Source organism: uncultured Ruminococcus sp., assembly GCF_934476685.1.
Lineage (GTDB): Bacteria > Bacillota > Clostridia > Oscillospirales > Ruminococcaceae > Hominimerdicola.
On record NZ_CAKSNX010000010.1, the window covers coordinates 24,882 to 47,820 of the forward strand.

General features: G+C 46.3%; 19 protein-coding genes. 1 reads left to right on the plus strand and 18 read right to left on the minus strand.

Going from position 1 to position 22,939, the window contains the following annotated elements; all coding sequences use genetic code 11:
• Nucleotides 1–72 precede the first annotated feature (72 nt).
• From Q0E19_RS09560 to Q0E19_RS09590, 7 genes are all read right to left on the minus strand, one after another.
• Nucleotides 73–1,584, minus strand: coding sequence for a hypothetical protein (locus tag Q0E19_RS09560; RefSeq protein WP_294409241.1), 1,512 nt, complete (start codon nucleotides 1,582–1,584; stop codon nucleotides 73–75).
• Nucleotides 1,562–2,488 (minus strand): ABC transporter ATP-binding protein, encoded by a 927-nt coding sequence (locus Q0E19_RS09565; protein WP_294409243.1) that lies wholly within the window; start codon nucleotides 2,486–2,488, stop codon nucleotides 1,562–1,564. The genes Q0E19_RS09560 and Q0E19_RS09565 overlap by 23 nt, the downstream gene beginning before the upstream one ends.
• Nucleotides 2,472–2,897 carry a GntR family transcriptional regulator gene (locus Q0E19_RS09570; protein ID WP_294409245.1) on the minus strand — a complete coding sequence of 142 codons (426 nt, stop codon included), beginning with the start codon at nucleotides 2,895–2,897 and terminating at the stop codon, nucleotides 2,472–2,474. The genes Q0E19_RS09565 and Q0E19_RS09570 overlap by 17 nt, the downstream gene beginning before the upstream one ends.
• Nucleotides 2,898–3,138: 241 nt before the next feature.
• Nucleotides 3,139–4,404, minus strand: coding sequence for an ATP-dependent Clp protease ATP-binding subunit ClpX (gene clpX, locus Q0E19_RS09575; RefSeq protein ID WP_294409246.1), 1,266 nt, complete (start codon nucleotides 4,402–4,404; stop codon nucleotides 3,139–3,141).
• Nucleotides 4,405–4,422: 18 nt separating this feature from the next.
• The gene (gene clpP, locus Q0E19_RS09580) at nucleotides 4,423–5,013 is read right to left on the minus strand and encodes an ATP-dependent Clp endopeptidase proteolytic subunit ClpP (RefSeq protein WP_294409248.1); all 591 of its coding nucleotides are present in this window, start codon (nucleotides 5,011–5,013) and stop codon (nucleotides 4,423–4,425) included.
• A 65-nt stretch (nucleotides 5,014–5,078) separates the two neighbouring features.
• A complete protein-coding gene (gene tig, locus Q0E19_RS09585; protein ID WP_294409249.1) occupies nucleotides 5,079–6,359 on the minus strand; it encodes a trigger factor in 1,281 nt (426 codons plus the stop codon).
• A 71-nt stretch (nucleotides 6,360–6,430) separates the two neighbouring features.
• On the minus strand, nucleotides 6,431–7,141 hold the full coding sequence (locus Q0E19_RS09590; RefSeq protein WP_294409273.1) for a metallophosphoesterase: 711 nt from the start codon (nucleotides 7,139–7,141) through the stop codon (nucleotides 6,431–6,433).
• Between the two features lie 102 nt (nucleotides 7,142–7,243).
• On the opposite strand from Q0E19_RS09590, the gene Q0E19_RS09595 reads away from it, so the two are divergent.
• Nucleotides 7,244–7,408 carry a DUF1540 domain-containing protein gene (locus tag Q0E19_RS09595; RefSeq protein WP_294409250.1) on the plus strand — a complete coding sequence of 55 codons (165 nt, stop codon included), beginning with the start codon at nucleotides 7,244–7,246 and terminating at the stop codon, nucleotides 7,406–7,408.
• A gap of 156 nt (nucleotides 7,409–7,564) precedes the next feature.
• On the opposite strand, the gene thrC is transcribed toward Q0E19_RS09595, so the two are convergent.
• From thrC to Q0E19_RS09650, 11 genes are all read right to left on the minus strand, one after another.
• Complete coding sequence (gene thrC, locus Q0E19_RS09600) at nucleotides 7,565–9,058, minus strand: threonine synthase (RefSeq protein WP_294409251.1); 1,494 nt, start codon at nucleotides 9,056–9,058, stop codon at nucleotides 7,565–7,567.
• Between the two features lie 51 nt (nucleotides 9,059–9,109).
• Nucleotides 9,110–9,493: a YraN family protein gene (locus tag Q0E19_RS09605; RefSeq protein ID WP_294409252.1), complete on the minus strand. Its 384-nt coding sequence runs from the start codon at nucleotides 9,491–9,493 to the stop codon at nucleotides 9,110–9,112.
• On the minus strand, nucleotides 9,468–10,082 hold the full coding sequence (rnhB, locus tag Q0E19_RS09610; protein ID WP_294409253.1) for a ribonuclease HII: 615 nt from the start codon (nucleotides 10,080–10,082) through the stop codon (nucleotides 9,468–9,470). Before rnhB ends, Q0E19_RS09605 begins: the two co-directional genes overlap by 26 nt.
• Complete coding sequence (gene ylqF / locus Q0E19_RS09615) at nucleotides 10,079–10,984, minus strand: ribosome biogenesis GTPase YlqF (protein WP_294409254.1); 906 nt, start codon at nucleotides 10,982–10,984, stop codon at nucleotides 10,079–10,081. The genes rnhB and ylqF overlap by 4 nt, the downstream gene beginning before the upstream one ends.
• Before the next feature lie 35 nt (nucleotides 10,985–11,019).
• On the minus strand, nucleotides 11,020–11,625 hold the full coding sequence (gene lepB / locus Q0E19_RS09620; RefSeq protein ID WP_294409256.1) for a signal peptidase I: 606 nt from the start codon (nucleotides 11,623–11,625) through the stop codon (nucleotides 11,020–11,022).
• A gap of 6 nt (nucleotides 11,626–11,631) precedes the next feature.
• Complete coding sequence (gene lepB, locus Q0E19_RS09625) at nucleotides 11,632–12,393, minus strand: signal peptidase I (protein ID WP_294409257.1); 762 nt, start codon at nucleotides 12,391–12,393, stop codon at nucleotides 11,632–11,634.
• A 158-nt stretch (nucleotides 12,394–12,551) separates the two neighbouring features.
• Entirely contained in the window at nucleotides 12,552–12,896 is a 345-nt protein-coding gene (rplS, locus tag Q0E19_RS09630) for a 50S ribosomal protein L19 (RefSeq protein WP_294409259.1), read from the minus strand.
• Nucleotides 12,897–13,072: 176 nt separating this feature from the next.
• Nucleotides 13,073–13,777: a TIGR03936 family radical SAM-associated protein gene (locus Q0E19_RS09635; RefSeq protein WP_294409260.1), complete on the minus strand. Its 705-nt coding sequence runs from the start codon at nucleotides 13,775–13,777 to the stop codon at nucleotides 13,073–13,075.
• Complete coding sequence (locus Q0E19_RS09640) at nucleotides 13,761–15,617, minus strand: TIGR03960 family B12-binding radical SAM protein (RefSeq protein WP_294409261.1); 1,857 nt, start codon at nucleotides 15,615–15,617, stop codon at nucleotides 13,761–13,763. The genes Q0E19_RS09635 and Q0E19_RS09640 overlap by 17 nt, the downstream gene beginning before the upstream one ends.
• Before the next feature lie 162 nt (nucleotides 15,618–15,779).
• Complete coding sequence (locus tag Q0E19_RS09645) at nucleotides 15,780–19,520, minus strand: UvrD-helicase domain-containing protein (protein WP_294409262.1); 3,741 nt, start codon at nucleotides 19,518–19,520, stop codon at nucleotides 15,780–15,782.
• Nucleotides 19,520–22,912 (minus strand): PD-(D/E)XK nuclease family protein, encoded by a 3,393-nt coding sequence (locus Q0E19_RS09650; protein ID WP_294409263.1) that lies wholly within the window; start codon nucleotides 22,910–22,912, stop codon nucleotides 19,520–19,522. The genes Q0E19_RS09645 and Q0E19_RS09650 overlap by 1 nt, the downstream gene beginning before the upstream one ends.
• Between the last annotated feature and the right edge of the window lie 27 nt (nucleotides 22,913–22,939).

Here is a 22,939-nt window from a genome sequence, read left to right on the forward strand (position 1 = left end):
AGCGATACTGCATTTTTTGTTGTCTTTATTTCTTTGTTTGATTTGTCTAATTTATCTGATTTGTTTGATTTTTTACCACGAATAGCTGTTTTCAAAAATATCATCGTTTTGGTCACATGAAAATCCGTCTATTTCAAGTATTTTATCTTTGAGATCTTCTGTGGAATCCTTCGGTACATAAAATCGTATCTCATAGCTTTCATCAGTTGACTGATCTCTGACCGTCAGATATATAGAGGTAAGTCCACGTTCTGCAAGGTTATCGAAATAATCTATGCCGCTGTTGAGGTAGCTTGATCTGCCCGAACTGTCTGTTACTGTGTCCCAGAAGGTCACGTTGCTCTTGACGGAAATATCCTTGTATCCGTCCATAACATCAAGCAGCTTGTTCAGCCCGTCGTTATCAAGTTCATAATTGTAATAAAAGTTTGTGCTGCGGGTGTAGACTTCGACATCTGTGGTGGAAATTGTCGCTGTAAACTCGCTGCCGCTGAAATGAGGACTTATGTACTTTATGCCAAATCCCTCGGTCTGATAGCCTGCAAACATTATGAGGAAGAAAAGTCCTGCACTTGCGGCGAACTGCACTATCCATATCATAAACGACTTTACCGACAGCTTTGCTCTCGAAACTACTATTCTGATTATCATACTTATGATGCCCGCTATAAGTACTCCCAGCCACCATATCAACGAATGGAAGGAGATATCGCAGACGGTTATTATTCCGAGGAACATAAATATCTCGAAAAAGCCTTTGAAAACTATCGGCTTTCCTGCCGCCTGAGCGTCACGCTTTTTGTAGATGACACCTGCCGCCGCTATAACAAGGCAGGATATGATGACATTTATAAAGAACATCAGTATCGGCGTATCGCTGTCAAGCCCGATCATAAAAGCACCTGCTCCCCAGTAGAAGAGGAACGTCGGTTCGGTCGGCAAAGATTCTACGCCTGCAAAGGTGATGGATATCCTGTACCACATAAGGTAAGGCAGTACGCTTATGATGAACATAAGAATGAACGATGTGTATATCCCTTCGCCCTTTGCTCCGCAGCAGGTCATACAGAAAACCGACACGCTGATAAAGAACATGGTCAAGGCAATTATCACCAGATAAATTCTCACTATTGGAAAGAACGCAGAAAGCGCATTGCCCAACGTTGCGCCGCCCCAAAATACGCATATCATCAAGGCAAATATCGAGAGGACTATCTCAGCTGCCGCAATAGGCAGAACGCTTATTTTCAGCACCGAGAGTATTTTGGAAAGAAATCTTTCATTTGCGCTGACAGGCAGGGAAATCTGAACATCTGCGTGCTGTCTTGAAGTCAGCTCTCTGAACACCTCAAATACGGTGAAGCAGCTGAAAAATGCCGCCGTACAGAGCAGGAATATTCCCACATATGAATCTATATAGATACTTTGGAACTCACCGTTATCTCCTATTCCCGTGCTAAATTCCGCAAGCCCCATAAGCATACCTGCCACCGTCAGCAGCAGAGTGATAAAGCGCATTTTTTTATGGGTCATACATTCAGCCTTAGAGGCTTTGACTATCCTACTCCAGGATATTCGTGCCATATCCACGCACCTCCAGTTCGTAAATGAAAATTTCCTCCAGCGTGAGAGGTACAAGCTCCAGAATAGCAGGTTTTTTCTTTTTCAGCTTTTCCATAATGGTCTGCGGTTCGCCCTTTGCAATGACCAGCGCAACGCTGCCCACTGCGCTGTACTTCATGACCTCTATTCCCTCGGCTTTGATATCGTCGCAGGTGATGAGCTTATCCTGAAAAGCTATCTGAATTTTGCAGAATCCGCTTCTCAGTTCGTCTATCTCGTCGGCGAAAATAAGTTTTCCCTTGTGAATGAGCATTGCCCTGTCGCATATCTCGCTTATCTCCGCCACGTTATGTGAAGAGATGATGAGGGCAGCTTTTCTGTCCATAAGCTCCTCGATTATCATAGTTTTTATGATATTTCTCATTGCAGGGTCAAGTCCGTCAAAGGCCTCGTCGAGCATAAGATATTTTGTCTTGCAGGCAAGTCCCGCAATGACTATCGCCTGACGTTTCATACCCTTTGAGAACTGCGAAAGGCGCTTGTTTGTGGGAAGTCCGAGCTTTGCCGTAAGGCTGTCGAAAAGCTCTTCGGAAAAGTCTGGATAATATCCTGCGTAATACTTTTTCAGCTCCGTCATAGTGAATGAGGCATACTGAATGGTTTCATCGTTCACAAAGAATATTTTCGACTTTGCCGTCGGGTTATCGTAGACCTCCTCGCCGTCTATCATTATGCTGCCGTTTTTCGTTTTGTAAACTCCGCAGATCATACGCATAAGCGTACTTTTTCCTGCTCCGTTAGAACCGAGGAAGCCGTATATACAGCCGTCGGGTATCTGGAAGCTGACGTTATCCAGTGCTTTGAACGTATCCCTGTCGCCGAAACCTCCGCCGAAATCCATACTTACGTTATTGATCGCTATCAATGTTCCCCTCTCCTTTCTCCACACTATCTTTCTTTTCCTTTTGCTGTGCGATATTTTCTATTTTTTCTATTCTTTTGCACAACTGTTCTGCACTGACTCCTGCGTTCAAAGCAGCCTGAGCCTTTTCGTCAAATTCGTCCAGCAGTTTTTTCTGTATACTGCCCTGCTGTTTCGCCACAAAGCAGCCTTTTCCTGCCACGGAATAGATTATCCCATTAAGTTCCAGCCTGCTGTAAGCTTTAGCGACGGTATTCGGATTAAGTCCCAGATCCTTCGCCATAGTTCTTGCGCCGGGCAGCTTATCATTCTCTTTCAGCACGCCCGTTGCGATAAGCTCGCTTATACGCTGACATATCTGCTCATATATCGGCGCTCTGCCAGTAAGATCCAACGATATCAAACTGCTCACTCCTTTCCGCCTTACGGCTTTTGTTTTGTTGTTTCTTTTCGATCGTCCTATGTGTACTAACTGTATTATCCGCTGTGGTACAGTTAGAGTATACACCCTTTATCCCGATTTGTCAACAGTATAAAAATTTTTCAGCGTTCTGCACATACTTTAAATCAATTTACTATTATTTTTACACAAAAAAACTCCCCGACGCATTCACATCGGGGAGATACTGTACTATTCAGTTTATTCAGTTTGCTTAATTCGCTCTCGGTGAGCTTATTGCCCTTGTTATCTCAGGCTCTGCCTCGCCTCTTACGCACTCGGCAGTTATCTTTATTCCGACTATCTCGCTGTCAGACGGAGCTTCAAACATAAGCTTTGTCAGTATTTTCTCGACAATAGCTCTGAGTCCTCTTGCGCCTGTTTTCTGCTCGATAGTTACCTTTGCGATCTCACGCTTTGCGTCCTCAGTTACCTCAAAATCAATGTTATCCAGCTTGAAAAGCTTTGTATACTGCTTGATAAGTGAGTTCTTCGGCTCGGTGAGTATTCTGCAAAGAGCGTCCTCGTCGAGTTCGTCCAGAACGGTTATAACAGGAAGTCTGCCCACAAGTTCAGGCACGATGCCGAACTTAACAAGATCGTGCGGGAGGACTTTCTTCATAATATTATGCTCGTCCTCTTTACTCTTGACCTTTCCGCCAAATCCCATAGAGGATGATTCCGTTCTCTTCTTGATGACATTTTCAAGTCCCTCGAAAGCACCGCCGCAGATGAAGAGAATATTTTTCGTGTCGATCTGTATAAATTCCTGATGAGGGTGCTTTCTTCCGCCCTGCGGAGGAACGTTTGAAACTGTACCCTCGACGATCTTCAGGAGTGCCTGCTGAACGCCCTCGCCGCTTACATCTCGTGTAATGGAGGTGTTCTCGGACTTTCTTGAGATCTTATCAATTTCGTCGATATAGATGATACCATGCTGAGCAGCCTCAACATTGTAATCCGCCGCCTGAATAAGTCTTGTCAGCACGTTCTCAACGTCGTCGCCAACATAACCTGCCTCAGTGAGAGTGGTTGCGTCTGCGATAGCGAAAGGAACGTTGAGCAGTCTTGCCAACGTCTGGGCAAGGAGAGTCTTACCCGTACCTGTCGGACCTAACAGCAGCACATTGGACTTCTGTATCTCGACATCATCGTCATTATTATCCAGCGAGATTATTCTCTTATAATGGTTATAGACCGCAACTGAGAGCGCAATTTTAGCGTCCTCCTGACCGATAACATAATCGTCCAGCACAGCCTTTATCTCGGCAGGCTTTTTAAGAGTTATGCCGTCAGCAGGGTTTCCCTTCTTAGCGCCGCCCTTGCTTCTGGCAGGTACGCTGCCCGACTCCGCAAGTATATCATAGCAGAAAAGAACACATTCTTCGCATATATGACTGTTTCCCGCAGAGAACATATGCTGTACCTTGGTTTCAGGTTTTCCGCAGAAACTGCATCTTTTTGATGTATCGTTTGCCATTTATTCTTTTCACCAAACCTATCTGTTTGTAATTACCTTGTCGATCAGTCCGTATTCCATAGCCTGCTGTGCAGTCATATAATTATCACGCTCTGTATCCTGAGCGATCTGCTCGATAGACTTGCCTGAATTCTGTGCAAGTATTCTGTTGAGCTTTTCTCTTGTGGCAACCATATGGTCGGAGTGGATCTTGATGTCTGTACACTGACCTGAAATTCCGCCGCCTCCGATGAGCGGCTGATGGATCATTATTTCGCTGTTAGGCAGAGCAAATCTCTTGCCCTTTGCGCCGCTTGAAAGCAGGAAAGAACCCATTGAAGCAGCCATACCTATACAGATAGTAGAAACATCGCACTTTATATACTGCATTGTATCATAGATCGCCATGCCCGCAGTGATAACTCCTCCGGGGCTGTTAATATAAAGGTCGATATCCTTTTCAGGATCCTGTCCTTCAAGATACAGCAGCTGTGCAATAACCACGCTTGCAACAGCGTCGTCGATCTGGTCGCAGAGCATTATTATTCTGTCGTTGAGCAGTCTTGAATATATATCATAGCTGCGCTCGCCTCTGCTGGTCTGTTCTACAACGTAAGGAACTAATGCCATAAAAATTGCCTCCTTAATATATTTTCGCCTGCATCAGAAAATCAGTGCAGGCGAAAAATTATGCATTACTTAATAACTGCAGCTTCCTTGATAAGGTCAACTGCCTTGCCAACCTCGATATCCTTCTTGATGTCCTCTTCGTGGATATACTGCTTGATCTGATCAACGTCCATTTTATATGTTTCAGCGAGTTTATCAAATTCAGCGGCAGCCTCTTCGTCAGTAGCCTTGATACCTTCAAGCTCAACGATCTTCTCAAGAGCGAGTCTGAGCTTGACCTGCTTTTCAGCCTGCTCAGCATATGCCTTCTTTACAGTGTCGATAGTCTGACCTGTATACTGCATATAAAGCTCGAGAGAAATACCCTGAGGAGCAAGTCTCTGCTCAAGCTCAGATATCATTTCATTTACTCTGTTATCAAACATTACCTGTGGGATCTCAGCTGTCATATTCTCGATGACCTTATCGAAAATGTCAGCCTCTACCTTAGCGTCAGCGGACTTCTCAGCAGCCTCTTCAAGGTTTTTCTTAATGTCAGCCTTGTACTCGTCAACTGTATCGAAATCTGTTGAATCCTTTACCATATCGTCGTCCAGCTCAGGAAGCTCCTTCTTTGAGATGCTCTTGAGCTTGATCTTGAATACAGCAGGTGCGCCTGCGAGTTCCTTTACCTGATACTCCTCTGGGAAAGTAACGTTGATATCGAACTCTTCGCCGATATTATGACCTGCGATCTGCTCTTCAAAGCCAGGAATGAACTGACCGCTGCCGAGAGAAAGTGTGAAGTCCTCAGCCTTGCCGCCGTCGAAAGCAACGTCGTCCTTGAAGCCCTCGAAGTCGATAACAACATCGTCGCCCATTTCAGCGGCTCTGTCGTCAACTGTGATGATCCTTACGTTCTTTTCTCTGAGCTGATCTACTCTCTTCTGGATATCCTCGTCAGTTACAGGATTGACAGTTTTTTCGATCTCTATACCCTTATAGTCCTTAACTTCAACCTCAGGCTTTGTTGTGCATATTGCCTTGAGCTTAACGCCCTCTTCCTTGCTGATAGCTGTTACCTCGACCTCAGGCTGGCAAACAAGAACGAGCTTTGACTCTTCGATAGCGCCGTTTACCTCAGGAGCGTAGAGGAGATTTACTGCGTCCTCAAAGAAAACGTTCTCGCCGTACTCCTTCTCGATAAGCTTACGAGGAGCTTTGCCCTTACGGAAACCAGGGATAGAGATGTTCTTCTTAGCTCTGTTATAAGCCTTTCCGAGAGCTTCCTCGAAAGCCTCAGCAGAGATCTCGATCTCCAGTTCATACTTATTTGTTCCAACATTATTTGTAGCCTTTAAACTCATTTATTATTCCTCCATTATAAAATGTATCTTATGTATTATATCATACTTTTAAGCCTATTTCCAGCGTTTTTTTAAGAATTGTCACTTTGCACAATTTTAGTAATGTCCAATGGGTCAAATTGCAAAAAATCGCTGGCAATAAGGTGATAATCAATGCCGTCATACATACCGTTTATGGCATAATTCTTGGCTTTTCCGTGAAGATGCCCATAAAAGACGGTCTTTATGCCGTACTTATACAGCACATCAAGTATAGGCTCATTCCTGCTGCCTGCAAAAACGGGGGGATAATGCAGGAACACGACCGGTCGCAGTCCCTCTTTCAGAGCCGACTCGATGGAGAGCGTAAGTCTGCCTGCCTCCCTCGCAAGCACCTTAGCGTCGGCAGGTTCGGATCTGTCGTTTATCCAGCCTCTTGAACCGCATATGCCGATATCCTCCCATTTAAAATGGTTGTTGTGAAGTATTTTTATGGTATCGAAAGAATTTTCAGCCAGAAAATTATCCATTTTATTCTTTGTGGTCCACCAATAATCGTGGTTGCCCTTTGAGATTATCTTCCTGCCGTTTAGGTCATTAAGGAACTCGAAATCCTTTTTAGCCTCCTGAAAATTCATTCCCCATGAAAGATCTCCGGGCAGAACGACAAGATCATCGGCGGTAATTTTCCGCTGCCAGTTTTCTTCTATCCGAGCGGCATGGTTATGCCAGCCGCCGAAAATATCCATCGGCTTGTTCACGCCGAAAGACAGATGCAGATCTGCTATCGCATATATTTTCAGAAAATACACCTCCAGAATTTTTGAAAAACTTTCCACAAATATTTTGCTCTTCCCTGAACACAATACTAGGGCAACATGACGTTGCGGAAGGAGTGTTTATCTATGGAAAAGGATAGAATTTACGGAATCAACTGTGACGTGACAAACTGCGTCTACAACAAGAATGACTGTGAATGTACCGCAGGCAAGATCGACGTCTGCTGCACTTGTTCAGATCCAAACTGCTGTGACGAAACAGAATGTAAGACATTCAAGCCTAAGGGCTAATGTCTGACATTCAAGCCAAAGGGCTAATGTCTGACATTTAAACCGAAGGGCTAATGTCTTTCACCGCATATCCTTTTAAGCTGTCCGGATCATACGGTCATAAAAGGATATGCCCGCCCGTACTGAATGTGCGGGCGGTACATACATTCACATATATTACTTCACATTGAGTGAATCAAAAACATATTCTTTCATTTCAGTTTTGTCGATGACCTTATCAAATCTTACAGCCTTATCTTTAAGTGCTGCAAGTGAAGCAGGTACAGTCATACCTGAAACCTCAGCCAGCTCGTCAACAAGACCGAACTCATCGCAGTCTGTATTCTTTCCCAGTGCAGAAAGAACTGAGCCTGAGAACTTATATGGGCTTGCTGTGGAAGCGATAACTGTCTTTGTCTTATCGCCTGTTGCCTTTACATAGTCCTCGTACACCTTGACTGCAACGGCAGTATGAGTATCGCAGGTATAGGAATACTTGTCGTAATACTCCTTGATAGTAGCCTTTGTCTGCTCATCATCGCAGCAGCCGGCATAGAACTCGTCCTTGAGCATAGCCTTCACTTCGTCAGTTACCTCATATCTTCCTTCGGAAGCAAGCTTGCCGAACCACTCTCTGATCTGAGCGTCGTCAGAACCGCTGAGGTGATAGAGAAGTCTTTCAAGGTTTGAAGAGATAAGGATATCCATTGATGGAGAGATAGTTGCGTGGAACGGACGGTTTCTGTCGTAGATACCTGTTGTGAGGAAGTCTGTAAGAACGTTGTTAGCGTTAGATGCGCAGATAAGCTTGTTTACAGGAACGCCCATATGCTTTGCATAGTAGCCTGCAAGGATATTACCGAAGTTGCCTGTCGGAACAACGATATTGATCTTGTCGCCGAGGTTTATCTCGCCGTCCTTTACCAGCTGAGCGTAGCTTGATACATAGTAAATGATCTGCGGTGCAAGTCTGCCCCAGTTGATAGAGTTTGCAGATGAGAACATCATACCGTTCTCTGCAAGCTTGTCAGCGACTTCCTTATTAGTGAAGATAGACTTTACTCCGTTCTGAGCGTCGTCGAAGTTGCCCTTGATAGCGCATACGCCTACGTTTTCGCCCTCCTGAGTTGTCATCTGCTTTTTCTGCATAGCTGAAACGCCGTTGTCAGGATAGAAAACGAGTATCTCTGTACCAGGAACGTCCTTGAAGCCTTCAAGTGCAGCCTTTCCTGTATCGCCGGAAGTAGCAACGAGGATAACCACCTTCTTGTCGAGGTTTATCTTCTTTGTTGCAGTTGTCAGCAGGTAAGGAAGTATCTGGAGAGCCATATCCTTGAATGCGCAGGTAGGACCATGCCACAGTTCGAGCATATATGTACCGTCAAAAAGGTGAGCAAGCTCTGCGATATTTTCTGTATCGAAATTCTTTGTGTTGTATGCGCCGTCAACGCAGTAGCGGATCTCAGCCTCGGTATAATCTGTGAGGAACTTTGAGAAAACGAACAGCGCTCTTTCAGCGTATGTCTTATCTCCCAGAGCCTTTATATCCTCCAGAGATACAGACGGGATCTCAGACGGAACGAAAAGTCCTCCGTCCTCGGAAATTCCCTGTGCGATAGCCTGTGCGGACGTAACATTCACATTACCGTTTCTTGTACTTTTGTAAAACATAAACAACAACCCTTCTATGATCTTTCGGCTCACCGAAATTTTTTACTGTTTTTATTTTTTGCTTGCGTCAAATGCTCCTGCGTAATACCGCAGGCTTTTTACTCTGCCGTTTTCCAGCGTGACCGCCGCCACGTCGAACCGACAATTATACTGCTCCGCCCACGGATTTTTCCCGATATACATTTCGGCAGTCCTGATAATATGCTGCCTTTTATACTCGTTCACCGCAAGCTCAGCCTCTTGAAGAGAACCCTCGCTCCGTGTTTTGACCTCCACAAAAGCAAGCGTATCGTTCTTCCGTGCGATAATATCTATTTCCCCTCCACGGACGGTAAAATTCCTTTTCACCGTTTCATATCCGTTTCTTCTCAGAAGATCGCACACAGCCGCCTCGCCTATATCGCCGATACTACGGCTGCTCTGATTTTTTTGCATAATATTTTTTCAGAAAGCTCATTCTGTGTATCTCACAAGGACCGTACTTATCCAGCATTTCATAATGGAGCTTTGTGCCGTAGCCCTTATGCTTTTCAAAATGATACTGGGGATATTTCTCCGCCATTTCAAGCATATGCCTGTCCCTTGCCACCTTAGCAAGTATGGAAGCCGCCGCAATGGTCTGCGACTGTGCATCGCCCTTTACCACCGCCTGAGTTTTATAGGGCAGGTCGGGAGTTTTATTGCCGTCTATGATGCAGATATCAGGCTTTATCTCCAGATCCTCCACCGCTCTTTTCATAGCGAGCATAGCGCAGTTGAGTATATTATACTCCTCTATCTCCTCCACGCTTGCGGTCCTTATGGAATAGCAAAGTGCCTTTTCGATTATCTCGTCATACAGCAGCTCACGCTTTTTTTCGGTAAGCTTTTTGCTGTCGTTCACGCCCTCTATGACCGTATCCTTATCGAATATGACAGCCGCCGCATACACCTCGCCTGCCAGCGGACCTCTCCCCGCCTCGTCGCAGCCGCATATTATCGGATAGTCATTTCTTACGGCACAGTCGTACTCATACAGCGTCATACTGCACCTCTGCTCTTCGGCTTTTCAAGTGAGATCCTGCCGATCTTTCCGCCTCTGAACTCGTCTAGGACGGTGTTCGCCGCTCTCTCCGTATTTATCTCGCCGCCCGAAACAAGGAAACCACGCTTTTTTCCGATACGTTCGAGTATCTCATAGCCAACTGTACAGCCTGCAAGCTCATCTTCCGCAGGGGGGATATCGTCCGTTTCGATGCCGTATCTTTCCGTCAGCATATCGTGGTAGTTCTCGTCAAGGAACTCCAGCAGACGGCAGGCAAGATATTCCGTATCAAGGATAACGTCCTTGACCGCACCTGTAAAGGCAAGTCTTTCGCCCACCAGCTTATCATCGAACTTAGGCCAAAGCACACCCGGCATATCCAGCAGCTCAAAGCCGTCATCGAGGGACACCCACTGTTTTCCTCTTGTAACGCCCGGTCTGTCCTCCACCTTTGCAGCCTTTGCGCCTGCAAGGCGGTTTATAAAGGAGGATTTTCCCACGTTCGGTATACCCACTATCATAAGCCTCAGCGGTCTGCCCGCCATGCCTCTTGTATTCCACTTTTCGATATCGTCAACCAGCAGCTCTCTCAGCATAGGATAAAACTTATTTACATTTCTTCCGCTGCGGCAGTCTGTCGCAAGGGCAGGCACACCGTTTCGATTATAATAGTCTATCCACATCGACGTAACGTCAGCGTCCGCCGAGTCAGCCTTATTGAGCAGCACCAGTCTTGGCTTTGCTCCGCATATTTTCTTTATTTCAGGATTGCGGCTTGAATAAGGTATGCGGGCATCTGTTATCTCGACCACTGCGTCAACGAGCTTCATATTCGATGCCATTATGCGCCTTGTTTTCGCCATATGCCCAGGAAACCACTGTACTCTTGCAGCCTCGCTCATTCAATCCTCTCCTTTACTGTTGATTTATTAATTATTTATTCCAGCCGTCCGAGTTTTGCCCTTTCGGAATAAAATCTCAACTCAGCCTTTCCGACTATATCCTCTGTCGGTACAAAGCCTATCGTCCTGCTGTCGGCGGAATGATTTCTGTTATCCCCCAGCACGAACACGCAGTCCTGCGGCACGTCATACTCATACACATCTCTGTCGGAGTCATAAAACTCCTCCGAAAAAGAGCCTGTATCGGACATATGATGATAGTTCACATAGTCCTCCTCCACCGCTCTGCCGTCCACAGTCACGCTGTCAGCGTTATAGTCTATCTCGACGTGCTGACCGCCAACGGCGATGATGCGCTTTATTATCATTTTATCCAGAACTTCCGATTCTATCACAACTATATCGCCCTGTTTCGGGGTATAGAAAAGGTGAGAAACTATCAGCCTGTCGTTTTCAAAAAGTGTGCTTTCCATAGAATGGCCGTCCACCACCGCAATGCGGAAAATGAAAGTAAAGCAGAATATGACCACAAACACCGCAGCCACAAGTGTTTCGCACCATTCAAGCACAGGATCGAGTATGCTGTTCTTCTTGTTTATATTTTTTATCTTTTGAGAATTTTTATCTTTCGCTTTTTTCATGACCTGTTATTCGATACCGCCGAAGCTGTCGAATGGGAATATCCTGAAAACAGCCTCACCGAGAACGTCATCTATATCCACGCAGCCTATCCTGCGGCTGTCCATAGAATTATTTCGGTTGTCGCCCATAACGAAAACGCTGTCCTTAGGCACTTCATACTCATAAACGCCGTCCGAGACCTTATGCGCAATGTCGAACATACCTGTATCTATCATAGTTTCCTTGTTATGCTCGTTGGATATTTTTTCGCCGTTGACCGTAACGGTATTTGTGCCGTAATCAATAGTTATCTTATCGCCCTCAGTGCCGATAACACGCTTGATTATGGTCTTGTTCAGCACATCGCTGTTGATAACGACGATATCCCCTTTTTCGGGAGTGTAATTTATATGGGAAAGAATAAGTCTGTCCTTGTCCTGAAGGGTATCGTTCATAGACTCGCCGTCTACCAGCACTATCCTGAACAGGAAGGTGAACACCAGAATGACGATGAACATTGCGAACACAAATGACTCGCACCATTCCAGTATCTCATTCTTTATATCCACAGGCGGCTTTTCCTTTATGTCCTCAGGTTCAGCCTGCTTTGCAAGCTCGATATCCTCCTGACTGACCTCGCCGAAAGCAGTCTTTTCAGACTTCTCAGAATTTTCAGAGTTCTCAGAGATATTTTCGCTCTCGCCGTCATTTATATTATTATCATTATTTTCATTGTTCTCTTTATCGTCAATGATATCATTTTTCTCGTCGAGATTATCACTATTCATAACATAATCCTCTTAACAACGCATCAGATGCATTAAATTTATTTCATATAGATTTATTATAGCAAAAATCCGCACAAATTACAAGGCTTTTTTTCAAAAAAATTACCTTAAACAAAAAAGAGCCGACCGAAAAGCCGACTCTTTCATAAAAATTAGAGTTATCTGATTGCTTCCTTGACCTTAGCAGCCTTACCAACTCTGTCACGGAGATAGTAGAGCTTAGCTCTTCTGACCTTACCGCTTCTTACGACCTCAACCTTTGCTACTGCAGGTGAGTGAACAGGGAATACTCTTTCGATTCCGCAGCCGTGAGCAACTCTACGAACTGTGAATGTTTCGTTGATCCCGCCGTGCTTCTTAGCGATAACAGTACCCTCGAATACCTGGATTCTTGACTTGTCACCTTCTGTGATAAGAACGTGTACCTTGACAGTGTCACCTACGTTTACTGCAGGTGCTTCAGACTTAAGACTTGATTCAGCAATTTTCTTTAAAGCGTCCACTTTAAAATTCCTCCTTATATTTTCAGACGTTCATTCACTATAAATACAATAGTCAGAGGACCGTCCGCTTTAATGTCGTGTCCTTTCGGACTGGCATTAACTCTCGTCGGCGAAACCGACGGTAATTCAAATGCTTTAATATTATACCATATTCCTCACGCATTTTCAACGGTGGACTATGTAAAACTTTCTCCATTCTCCACCATTATTTTTGTGCGTTCTATACAAAGCTCATCTGCTGTGATATCATACATACCGAAAAACGTATCCATGACCACGTTTGCGTTAAGGTTAAAGCTGCCGCCTGCGGGGAGCGTGAGGGTGATATAGACATACTTCCCATCACATTCCGCTTTTTCCGCCTTGATATGGGGACGTATATCCACCATATTCACGGTTTTCTTTTTTGTGCGCTTTTCTATCTCTATCTTCTCGTTTTCAAGGAACTTCCCGAAAAGCGAAAGACATTCCTCCGATGACTTGTCGGCGCAGAATTTTATCCTGTACTGTGCGGCGGCTATCTCGGTATGCTGATGAACGGGACGTGCGCAGGAAACTATCTTCATTCCCTCCGGCATCTGTGCGTCAAGTCTTTCCCTCACCTCTTCAAAGGGGAGGTCCTCGATGAGCGCAAAGTCCATAACCTCCACACGGCTCTCAAAACCGAGAGAAAGGTTTATGGGGAACATTATATAAATGTGCGGATTAAATCCCTGCGTATACCATACGGGGAGCTTTGAGCGTTTTATCGCCCTCTGCATCATTCTCATAAGGTCGAGGTGGGAGATATATTTCGCTCTGCCGCATTTTTCGTACACCACTCTGTAATCGAAACGCTCCAGCCGCAGATTTACGTTTTTAGGCTCAAGCCTTTTTGCCACAGTAAACACCTCCGCATTCAGGTTTTATTCCGCAGCCCGAACAGCCCTCTTTGCAGTTGCGTGTGGTCTGTGCTGCGTGAGCCTTTTTATTTTCCCTCACGAAAAATTCGTGGGACACGAGATAGTCGAGGTGCGACCATGGTGCGACCTCGTCATAGGGACGCAGGCGGTTGGCATAAAACGCTGTATCTATGCCGCACTCCTCAAAGGTCTGCATCCATACATCGAACTTGAAATGCTCTGCCCAGCCGTCGAGGTAGCAGCCTTTCTTCCATGCCTCATATACAGCCTTGCCCACACGTCTGTCGCCCCTTGCGAGGACGGCTTCCAGTATAGATGTCGGCTGATGATGACAGCTCAGCTTTATCTTCTTGCTCTTTATGCAGCTTCTCAGATATTCCTGCTTGCGCAGTATCTCCTCAGGTGTCGCCTGCGGTTCAAACTCAAAAGGCGTGAACGGTTTCGGGACGAAAGTCGCTGTGGATATCGAAACCTGCACCGAGCGTCCTCTTATCTCCTTCGGGGTCTGATAGTATATATCAAGCACCTTTTCCGCAAGGTCGGCTATGCCCTTTATATCCTCGTCCGTTTCGGTGGGCAGACCAAGCATAAAGTACAGCTTGACCTGTGTATATCCACCTGCAAAGGCTATTTTGCAGGTACGCATTATCTCCTCTTCCGTGATGTTCTTGTTTATTACATCACGCAGACGCTGTGTGCCGGCTTCGGGGGCAAAGGTCAGTCCGCTCTTTCTCACCGCCTGCAATCTTTCCATAAGCTCATCGCTGAACGTATCAAGACGCAAAGATGGCAGGGCAAGGTTTATCTGCTCCTTATCCGTATACTCCGAAAGGCTCAGCAGCAGTTCGTTTATCTTCGTATGGTCGCTGGTGGAAAGTGAGGAAAGTGAAACTTCCTCATATCCCGTCTGTTCGCAGAGGGACTTCGTTTCCTTTTTGATAGTGTCGATATTCTTCTCTCTGAACGGGCGGTAGATAAATCCCGCCTGACAGAAACGGCAGCCTCTTATGCAGCCTCTCAGCACCTCCACCACCGAGCGGTCGTGTACTATCTCGCTGAACGGCACAACAAAACTTTCGGGGTAATACACGCTGTCAAAGTCCGCAATGACACGCTTTTTCACCCTCGACTTTGCTTCGGGAACGTTCGGCTTTATCTCCTTCACCGTATTATCCTCGTTGTACGAAACGTCATAGAATGACGGAACATATATGCCCTCTATCTTCGCTGCCTCACGCAAAAACTGCTCCTTTGTGGGGTGATGCGGCTTCATTTTTTCGTAGAGCGAAAGCAGCTCCATATTCACCTGTTCGCCCTCGCCCAGAATGAACAGGTCAAAGAAATCTGCGATAGGCTCAGGGTTGCAGACACAAGGACCGCCGCCCACAACTATCGGTGTAAGCTCCTTTCTGTCCTTTGCCAGAACAGGCAGACCTGCGAGGTCGAGCATTTCAAGCACGTTGTTGAACGAAAGCTCATACTGCAAGGTAAATCCGATAAAGTCGAAATCCTTTATCGGGTCGAGGCTCTCCAGAGCGTAAAGTGGGATATCATTTTCACGCATATGCTGTTCAAAGTCGGTTTCGGGCATAAAAACTCTCTCGCACCACCAGTTAGGCACGTTGTTTTTCAGTCCGTAAAGTATCTTCATTCCCAGATGTGACATTCCCACGTCATAGGTGTCGGGGAAACAGAACGCAAATCTTACATCGACTTTCGATCTGTCCTTTACCACGCTGCCTATCTCGCCGCCGATATATCGTGCAGGCTTTTTTGTTTTAAGCAGCACCTTTTCTATTTTCTTTCTTATTTCTTCCAATTAAATTATCCTCCGTAACAGGTCACAAACGTCATAAAACGTTACGTTATAAAATAATGATATTATACCACAATATCCTGTTTATTTCAAGGCACAAAAGGCAACGCCGCACCGGTATTATGCGGCATTGCCCCCATATAAATTATAATTTTATTATAATTTTTATAATTTGAATTCTGCTCCCTCGCCAAGCTTGAATGAGTAAATATAGCTGCTCTTCACCTTTTCGCCGTAGATAAGCTCGAAAGCCGCTTTGTACAGCGCAAGCTGTGTGCCGTATTTGTTCATATCCTCACGGGAGCGGAAATTATCCGTCTTGTAATCCACAAGCACCCAGCCGTCCTCTTCCTTGAAAATGCAGTCGGCTATACCCTGTATCATACCGTCGCCGCCTGTAACGTTCTTTAACTCCTGCGGCAGGTCGAGATCCTTTACCGCCGCAAGGAACTTCTGCTCACGGCGGAGGTCCTTTGACGCTCTCATTCTTGCAAAGAAGTCGGTTTTCACAAAGCTTTTCAGCCTGTCTGTGTACACGCCCTTTGCCTCACGCTTTGTCATAAAGCCCTCTGCCACAAGCCTTTCCAGCTCGCCCTCGACATCTTCAAAGGCTCTGTTATAGTCTGCGCACTCCATAAACTTATGCGTGCTTGTTCCACGCTCCGCCGCCGTAAGCTTGTCAAGCTCGTCATTCAATCTCGGCAGGTTAGGATAAAACTCAGGGTCTTTGCTGCCTAACTGTCTGCGCTTTTCTTCGGCGGTTATCTCCGTTACGGTAAGCTTTGCAGGCTGCATAGAACGCTCTCTGTCATACTCAAAGGCATACTTTTCCCTCAGCCTTTGGACGATCGCAATATCTGCGGCAGGGTATTTTTTGTTTTCCTCCTCGTCCGTCAGCAGCTCTGCGGCGGAGAAGTCGCTGTCATCAAAGGTCATATTTATGTATTCGACATCAACAGGATTTTCATTATCCTTTACGGGATAAAAGTCAAGATCCATACCGAGCCACTGCGCCAGCGGCTCTCTTCCCGAATGTTTTGACATCGCCGCCATTACCCAGCAGAGGATAGTATCCTGTCTGTCCAGTATATCGGCAGGTATCCTGTCATATTCTGCGCACTTCTTTATTATCCTGCGGTAGTTCTCTGATCCGTCGGGATTATTTTTCTCTTTCTTTTCGGGAACGCAGACGATGATAAGCCTTTCCTTTGCTCTTGTACAGCCAACATAGAATAACCTCATCACCTCGCTCTTCTGCTCCCTTGCCGTTGCGTCTGCGATAAAGTCAAAGGCGAGGTTATTTCGTTTTACGCTGAGATGATTTTCGTCGAACTTCAAAGCATATCCGAACTTTGAATGAATATGGAAATTCTCGCTTTTAACATCTCTTATCATCTTGTTCGCCAAGCTGCACAGGATAACGAAAGGATATTCCAGTCCCTTTGATTTATGGTAGGTCTGGATATTGACGGAGCTTTTGCCTGACGTTACGGTCACTGCGTTCTGAAAAGCGTCCTTCTGGTCTGAGAGGGAATCCACATAGCGCAGAAATCCGCTTACGCCGTCCTTGCCGTTCTGCTCATAGGAAGATGCATATTCAAGAAGAAGCCTTAAATTCGCACGTTTCTTGTCCGAGTCGAGATAGAGTGACGTTACAGCCATAAGGTCGGTCACGTCGAATATCCTGCGGATAAGTCTTTCCAGTCCCATACTCATTGAATCGTAGCGGAGGGATTCTATAAGCTTATGCGCTCCCGCACATTTTTCCCTCAGCAGCTCGCTGCCCATATCGTTGTATCGGCTGAAACTTTCCTGCGAAGCGGATTCCTTTGAACTGCGGCAGTTGCTCAATATCTGATAGATATGCTTATATTCTCTCGTTCCGCTGACGTGGCACTGCTCTCTTATGACGCTCATTTCGTCCGGAGTGAAATTCATCACAGGGGACATCATCACCGCCGTCAGAGCAATATCGTTCATAGGGTTATCCACCGTTCTTAGCATATCAAGGGCGAGGGATATCTCCCTCGACTTTATATAGCCGTCTGTATCCTCGCTGAAAGCGTCAAGGCCATACACCCTAAGTGCATTGGTCAGCATCTTTTTTTCTTTGTTGTTTCTGATAAGTATGCAGAAATCCGACGGACGGCATGGTCTGTCTGCGCCGCCGTCAAAGACAGGCTCTTTGCTGTCCAGCATCTGCTTTATCAGCTTTGCGGCGGCAAGCTGTTCTGCCGTAAAGCCGCATACCTTTTTATCGACCTCCGCCTCAGGGTCTACCAGCAAAAGCTGTGCGGGACAGTTTCTTTCGGTGTAGTAGTCTGCGCCGAATTCAAGTCTGTTTTCCTCGTCATAGTCCACCTCGCCGCATTCCCTGCTCATTATCTGCTCGAAGATGAAGTTTGTCAGTCCGACAACTTCCCTGCGGCTGCGGAAATTCTTTTTAAGGCTTATGTGTTCGAGGTCATCTTTATACTTTTCATCTTTCGCCTGCTCTATGCAGTTTACAAAAAGCTGCGGATTAGTCAGTCTGAAACGATATATAGCCTGCTTTACGTCGCCGACTAGGAAAACGTTCTTTCCCATTATGTCAAGGCTGTCCGTATCGGAGATCGCCTTGAAAATGGTTTCCTGAAGGTCGTTCACGTCCTGATATTCGTCAAGGAAGATGAGCCTGTACATTCCGCTGCTGCGTATCTCCTCCGCAAGCTCTGTGCGGACAAGTCCGTTTTCCGTTTCCTTTACAAGGAGGTCTTTCGCCATAAGCTCGATATCGCTGAAATCGAGAGCGTTTTTCTCCAGCTTTTTCTCCATTGATATCTCCTCTGTGCGCTTTTCAAGCTTGCATATAACGGAGAATATCCTGTTGGATTTTCTTATATTTTCCCTGTAATGCTCTTTCGGTATGCTGAATACAGAGAGGATATCTTTTGTTGTGTCCTTAATGCTATCCCGTATAGTTTTTGCAGCCGCTATCGCATTGACAAGATCTTGCTTAGCCGCAGGAGAAAGTTCTTTTTCTTTGCTGATCCTTAATGATGATAATGATTTCGGAACATCGACTGCCCCGACCTTTTCCCATTCACCGTGGCTGAGTGCAAGGCTCATTTCGCTTACGATATCAGAAAGCACAGCAAAATTTTTCTCCAGTGCATTATAATGATCTCTCAGAAATATCTTCTTTCCGCCCTCTTCAAAGCAGTAATTATAATAGTATCTCAGCCGCTCAACGTCAGCCTGTGCCGTTTCCATTTCCGCAAGTGCGTTCTGCATAACGTGGTCGGTCAGCATTTCAAAAACTTCGTCCGACTCGTAAAACTCCATAGCCTTTGCTTTCCACCGTTCGGCATAGGATATGGTGTGGAAATAGTCTATGAGCTTTTTCACCATTTGCGTTACCTTTGCCTCAAACCCGCTGCCGAAAGCGTCGTCCAGCAGGGCATAGTCCTGCGGCTCATCTCTGCAAAGCTCTTCCATCGCCTCGGCGGCTGAGTCTGCAAGCAGCTGTTTTGAGTCCGCATCTTCAAGGGTTCTTATGCCGCCCTGAAAATCGAACTTGTGCATATTATCCTTTACAAGGTCAAGGCAGAAAGAGTCTATCGTGGCTATCTTCGCAAGGCTCACAAGGCTGTACTGCTGCAAAAGCCATTCGTCCCTTGGATCCTGCGCAAGCTTTTTTTCTATGGCTGTGTTCAGCTTGTCCCTCATCTGGGCGGCAGCGTCCTTTGTGAACGTCACCGCAAGAAGCTTGTCCGCAGGCACTCTTTTCTGTTTGTCGCAGAGTATATTTATTATCCTCTCGATAAGAACGGCAGTTTTTCCGCTGCCTGCCGCCGCAGAAACTACTGTGCCTTTGCCGCTCGGAGCAATGGCTTTTTTCTGATCGTCCGTCCATTTTACTCCCATTACTGTTCAGCCTCCTTTCCCTCGTTTTCGGTATTTTCGGTATTCGATGCCTCTGCGTCAAGTTCGTTCGCTATCTCGTCAAGTATTTCTTCCATAGCCGCCGTTTCCGCAGGCTTGTCCGTATTTTCGTCAGTATAGACTGCCATTGCGCATATGCCGCTGTAATCGCAATAGCTGCACACGCCCTCATAAGGCTCTGCGGCGATATCACCCTCCAGCAGTCTGTTACCGTATTCGGCTACCTTACGCTTTGCATACTCACGCATAGCGCTGAACTTCCTGTCCGTCACCTTATACCTTGTTGAAAGATCCATAGCCTTGACTATATCCGCCCTGTCAACAAGTCTGCCGGTGCGTTTAAATCCCTTTATGCAATGCTCCGTCTGCGTTTCTTCAAGCTCCTCGTCCGTACAGCCGCTGTCCGCTCTGTTTTCGGCGGTTTCCTTGAAATTGAAGTATATCACACCTGCCTGTTTTAGAGCGTCCTCCCTGTTTATCTCGTTTTGAGTTTCAAGTATATCCGACAAGTAGACAAGCATCTGAAGATTTAGTCCGTGATACAGTGCCCTCAGATCAAAGGTGGTGCTGCCGGTCTTGTAATCTATTATCCTCAGATATTTCACTCCGTCCTTGTCTGTGTATATATCCGCCCTGTCAACTGTTCCCGTCAGAACTATCTTTCTGCCGTCTTTGAGTTTTAATGCAAGGCTGCCGCCCTCTTCAGGATCACGCCACAGCTTATATTCAAAGGCGCATGGCACAAAGCTGCCCTTTTTTATATCGTTCTGAACGAACTTAACTATGTAAAAAGCCTTTTGTTCAAGCTTTTTGTATCTGAAATCAAAGCCTGCGTCCTTGCCGAAATCCCCGCCAAGCTCCTCTGCGTAACATTCCTCAAAATGCCTGCGGATAAAATCCTTTATCTCATCATCGGTCATAAGCACGAAATTGGTGTCGTATTCCTCGCTGTCGGGCTTTTTCAGTATCTTTTCGAGCAGACCGTGGATTATGTTTCCTGCGCTAAGTCCGTCCACCTTGACCTGTCTTATCTTGCTGAGGTGAAGTCCGTAGTTGCAGAAGTACATAAATGGACATTTATAATAGTTATCCAGCTTTGTCGGCGAAACGGGAGATATATCCCCTTTGAAAAACGTTTCCGCCGCCTTTTCGGGGGCAAGGGTATATTTCGGGGAGGAGTTCTTTTTCCTCAGTCCGCAGAGCTTGTCATAATACAAAGGCGAACCCATAACGGAATCATATATGCTCTGCATCTCAGCCGTTTTGTCCCTTGAATGTTCGATATATTTTGTGTATGCGGTCTTGTATGAAGTGCAGAAAAACTCCGCAGGGAGGGAGGATATTTTTCTCACCTTTGTGCCGAGTATGGCTGTTACCTCTTTCACAAGCATTGACGGACGTTTTTCATTGCCAAGCAGGTCTGCGCCCGAATAAAGTATGTACAGCTTTTCCTCCGCTGAGGAAAGGGCGGTGTATGCCGCAAGACGTTCGTTCTGAAAATCGTTCATTGCCCCCGAACGGATATCTATATCCTGCGTCAGTCTGAGCATTTCCTTTTCGTGTTCGGAAACAAGTCCCGCTCCGCCTGCAGGCGCAGGGAAAATGCCGTCGTTGACCTCTGCGGCGAACATTACCTTTACGCCGTCCGTCCTCGACCTCGCTGCGTCAAGAAGTCTTACGCAGTCCAGTTTCTGCGGCGGATTTGATATCTTCATCTGCGAAAGCATAAGCCTGTAAAGCTCATAATACTGCCTTAAAGATATCTTATCGTCACCCAATATCTCATAAATGGAACGCACCGCCGAAAGGCACATCGTCCACAGCTGTTTAAGCTCTCTTGAAAGTTCCGTTTCGGTCTCATTCTGCGATGCGCCTGCACGTTTTACGAGGGAATATGTCTGTTCCGAAAGCTTTATATCCCCAAGCAGCTTATAGAAAGCGGTGCATATCTCCTTTGCCGTTGCGTCTGCCGCAGCGGTCTTGAAATCAAGGAGCGGCTGAATAATGCTCACACGCAGGTCATTTATCTTCTGCAGCTTTGCAGCCTTTCTCTCCTCGCTGTCGGACTGCTCTCCTGCGGGGGCGGTGAAAGGCGCAAGCCACATCTGCCTGTCAACGTTCCACTTTATGCAGTATTCCTCCAGATCGGTTATATCGTATTCCAGTATACCGAAAAGCGGAGATTTTATCAGCTTCATTATGTCCGCCGTTCTGAACTCTTTCGTAAGGACGGTTCTGAACAGCGCATTTATATAGTTGACGATGGCGGAAGATGAAACGCTCTCACGTCTGTCGGTATAATAAGGTATATCATACTTTTCAAACGTACTTTCCAGCACAGGGGCGAATTTAGAAAGGTCACGGGCGGTGCAGGCAATATCGCTGAACCTGTAATTTTCCTCACGCACCAGTCTGCATATCTCGGCGCAGATGAAATCAGTTTCCTCATAAACATCGTCCGCAGAAAATATCTTCACATCTTCAGACTGAGCCGCATAGCCTGCTCTGCTGTAATTGAAAAGCTCTCTGCCGAGGAAACCGATGTCGTATGATCTCCCCTCTCGTCGGTCGGCGAGTATCATATTTATGCTCTTGTTATGCGCTTTCGCCATATCCGTTATCTGCTGCTCCGTTCTCACCGTTACGGCAAATGAGTGGCTGTGAAAGCTTTTCACGCTGTCGTTGTCCATAAGCAGCGAGATAGTAAAGCCTGCCCCTTGGGAGATACAGAGGTCGATGATCTTCTCCTCATCATATGTAAAGCTGTTGAATGAGCTGACGAAAATATCCGCCCCTTTGAAATACTCCCTCTCCTTCGCAAGCTCCGCAGCGGCAGCCATTTCGGAAACTTCGTCCTTCATCTGAGCATTATCCAGTTCATCGAGGTAATATCTGAACAGCCTTGAAAGGTCGGCAAGTTTCAGCGACACAGTTCCCTCCAGCCTGTCGGCGGCAAGGGCAAGGTCATCGGGTGTAACACCGCTCTGGCGCAGTTTCCCCGTAAGGTCGATAAGTTCGGAGATAAAGCTGCCCTTATCAAGGCTTTTCTTATAGAACTTTACTCCGCCCTCTTTTGAAAAGCGTCTGACCGCCTTATACATAAGTATCATTCTTGCGTTATCCCCTGCGTTCTCACGGGAATATCCGCCATACTTTTCGGTTATCTTCTCGGCAAGCCTGTTGAAGCCTGCCGTTCTTATGCCGTTGAAAAGCTTTGCGCCCATGGAATCGTAAAGCTTTTTTTCATAATCGAAAGAGAACTGGTCAGGCACGATAACGAGGACGTCCCTGCCCTGCTGTGCAGCCTCTTTTATTTTATCGGTAAACAGATCTTCTCTGACGCTGTCGCTTCCGCCTGTGATAATATTCACCATACTCTGCCGCCTCCGCTTGTTATTATT

Coding starts and splice junctions, on each gene's coding strand:
- Q0E19_RS09560 (WP_294409241.1), bottom strand. CDS start 1,584: ATGGCACGAATATCCTGGAGTAGGATAGTCAAAGCCTCTAAGGCTGAA.
- clpX (WP_294409246.1), bottom strand. CDS start 4,404: ATGGCAAACGATACATCAAAAAGATGCAGTTTCTGCGGAAAACCTGAA.
- clpP (WP_294409248.1), bottom strand. CDS start 5,013: ATGGCATTAGTTCCTTACGTTGTAGAACAGACCAGCAGAGGCGAGCGC.
- tig (WP_294409249.1), bottom strand. CDS start 6,359: ATGAGTTTAAAGGCTACAAATAATGTTGGAACAAATAAGTATGAACTG.
- Q0E19_RS09595 (WP_294409250.1), top strand. CDS start 7,244: ATGGAAAAGGATAGAATTTACGGAATCAACTGTGACGTGACAAACTGC.
- thrC (WP_294409251.1), bottom strand. CDS start 9,058: ATGTTTTACAAAAGTACAAGAAACGGTAATGTGAATGTTACGTCCGCA.
- Q0E19_RS09605 (WP_294409252.1), bottom strand. CDS start 9,493: ATGCAAAAAAATCAGAGCAGCCGTAGTATCGGCGATATAGGCGAGGCG.
- rnhB (WP_294409253.1), bottom strand. CDS start 10,082: ATGACGCTGTATGAGTACGACTGTGCCGTAAGAAATGACTATCCGATA.
- ylqF (WP_294409254.1), bottom strand. CDS start 10,984: ATGAGCGAGGCTGCAAGAGTACAGTGGTTTCCTGGGCATATGGCGAAA.
- lepB (WP_294409256.1), bottom strand. CDS start 11,625: ATGAAAAAAGCGAAAGATAAAAATTCTCAAAAGATAAAAAATATAAAC.
- lepB (WP_294409257.1), bottom strand. CDS start 12,393: ATGAATAGTGATAATCTCGACGAGAAAAATGATATCATTGACGATAAA.
- Q0E19_RS09645 (WP_294409262.1), bottom strand. CDS start 19,520: ATGGGAGTAAAATGGACGGACGATCAGAAAAAAGCCATTGCTCCGAGC.
- Q0E19_RS09650 (WP_294409263.1), bottom strand. CDS start 22,912: ATGGTGAATATTATCACAGGCGGAAGCGACAGCGTCAGAGAAGATCTG.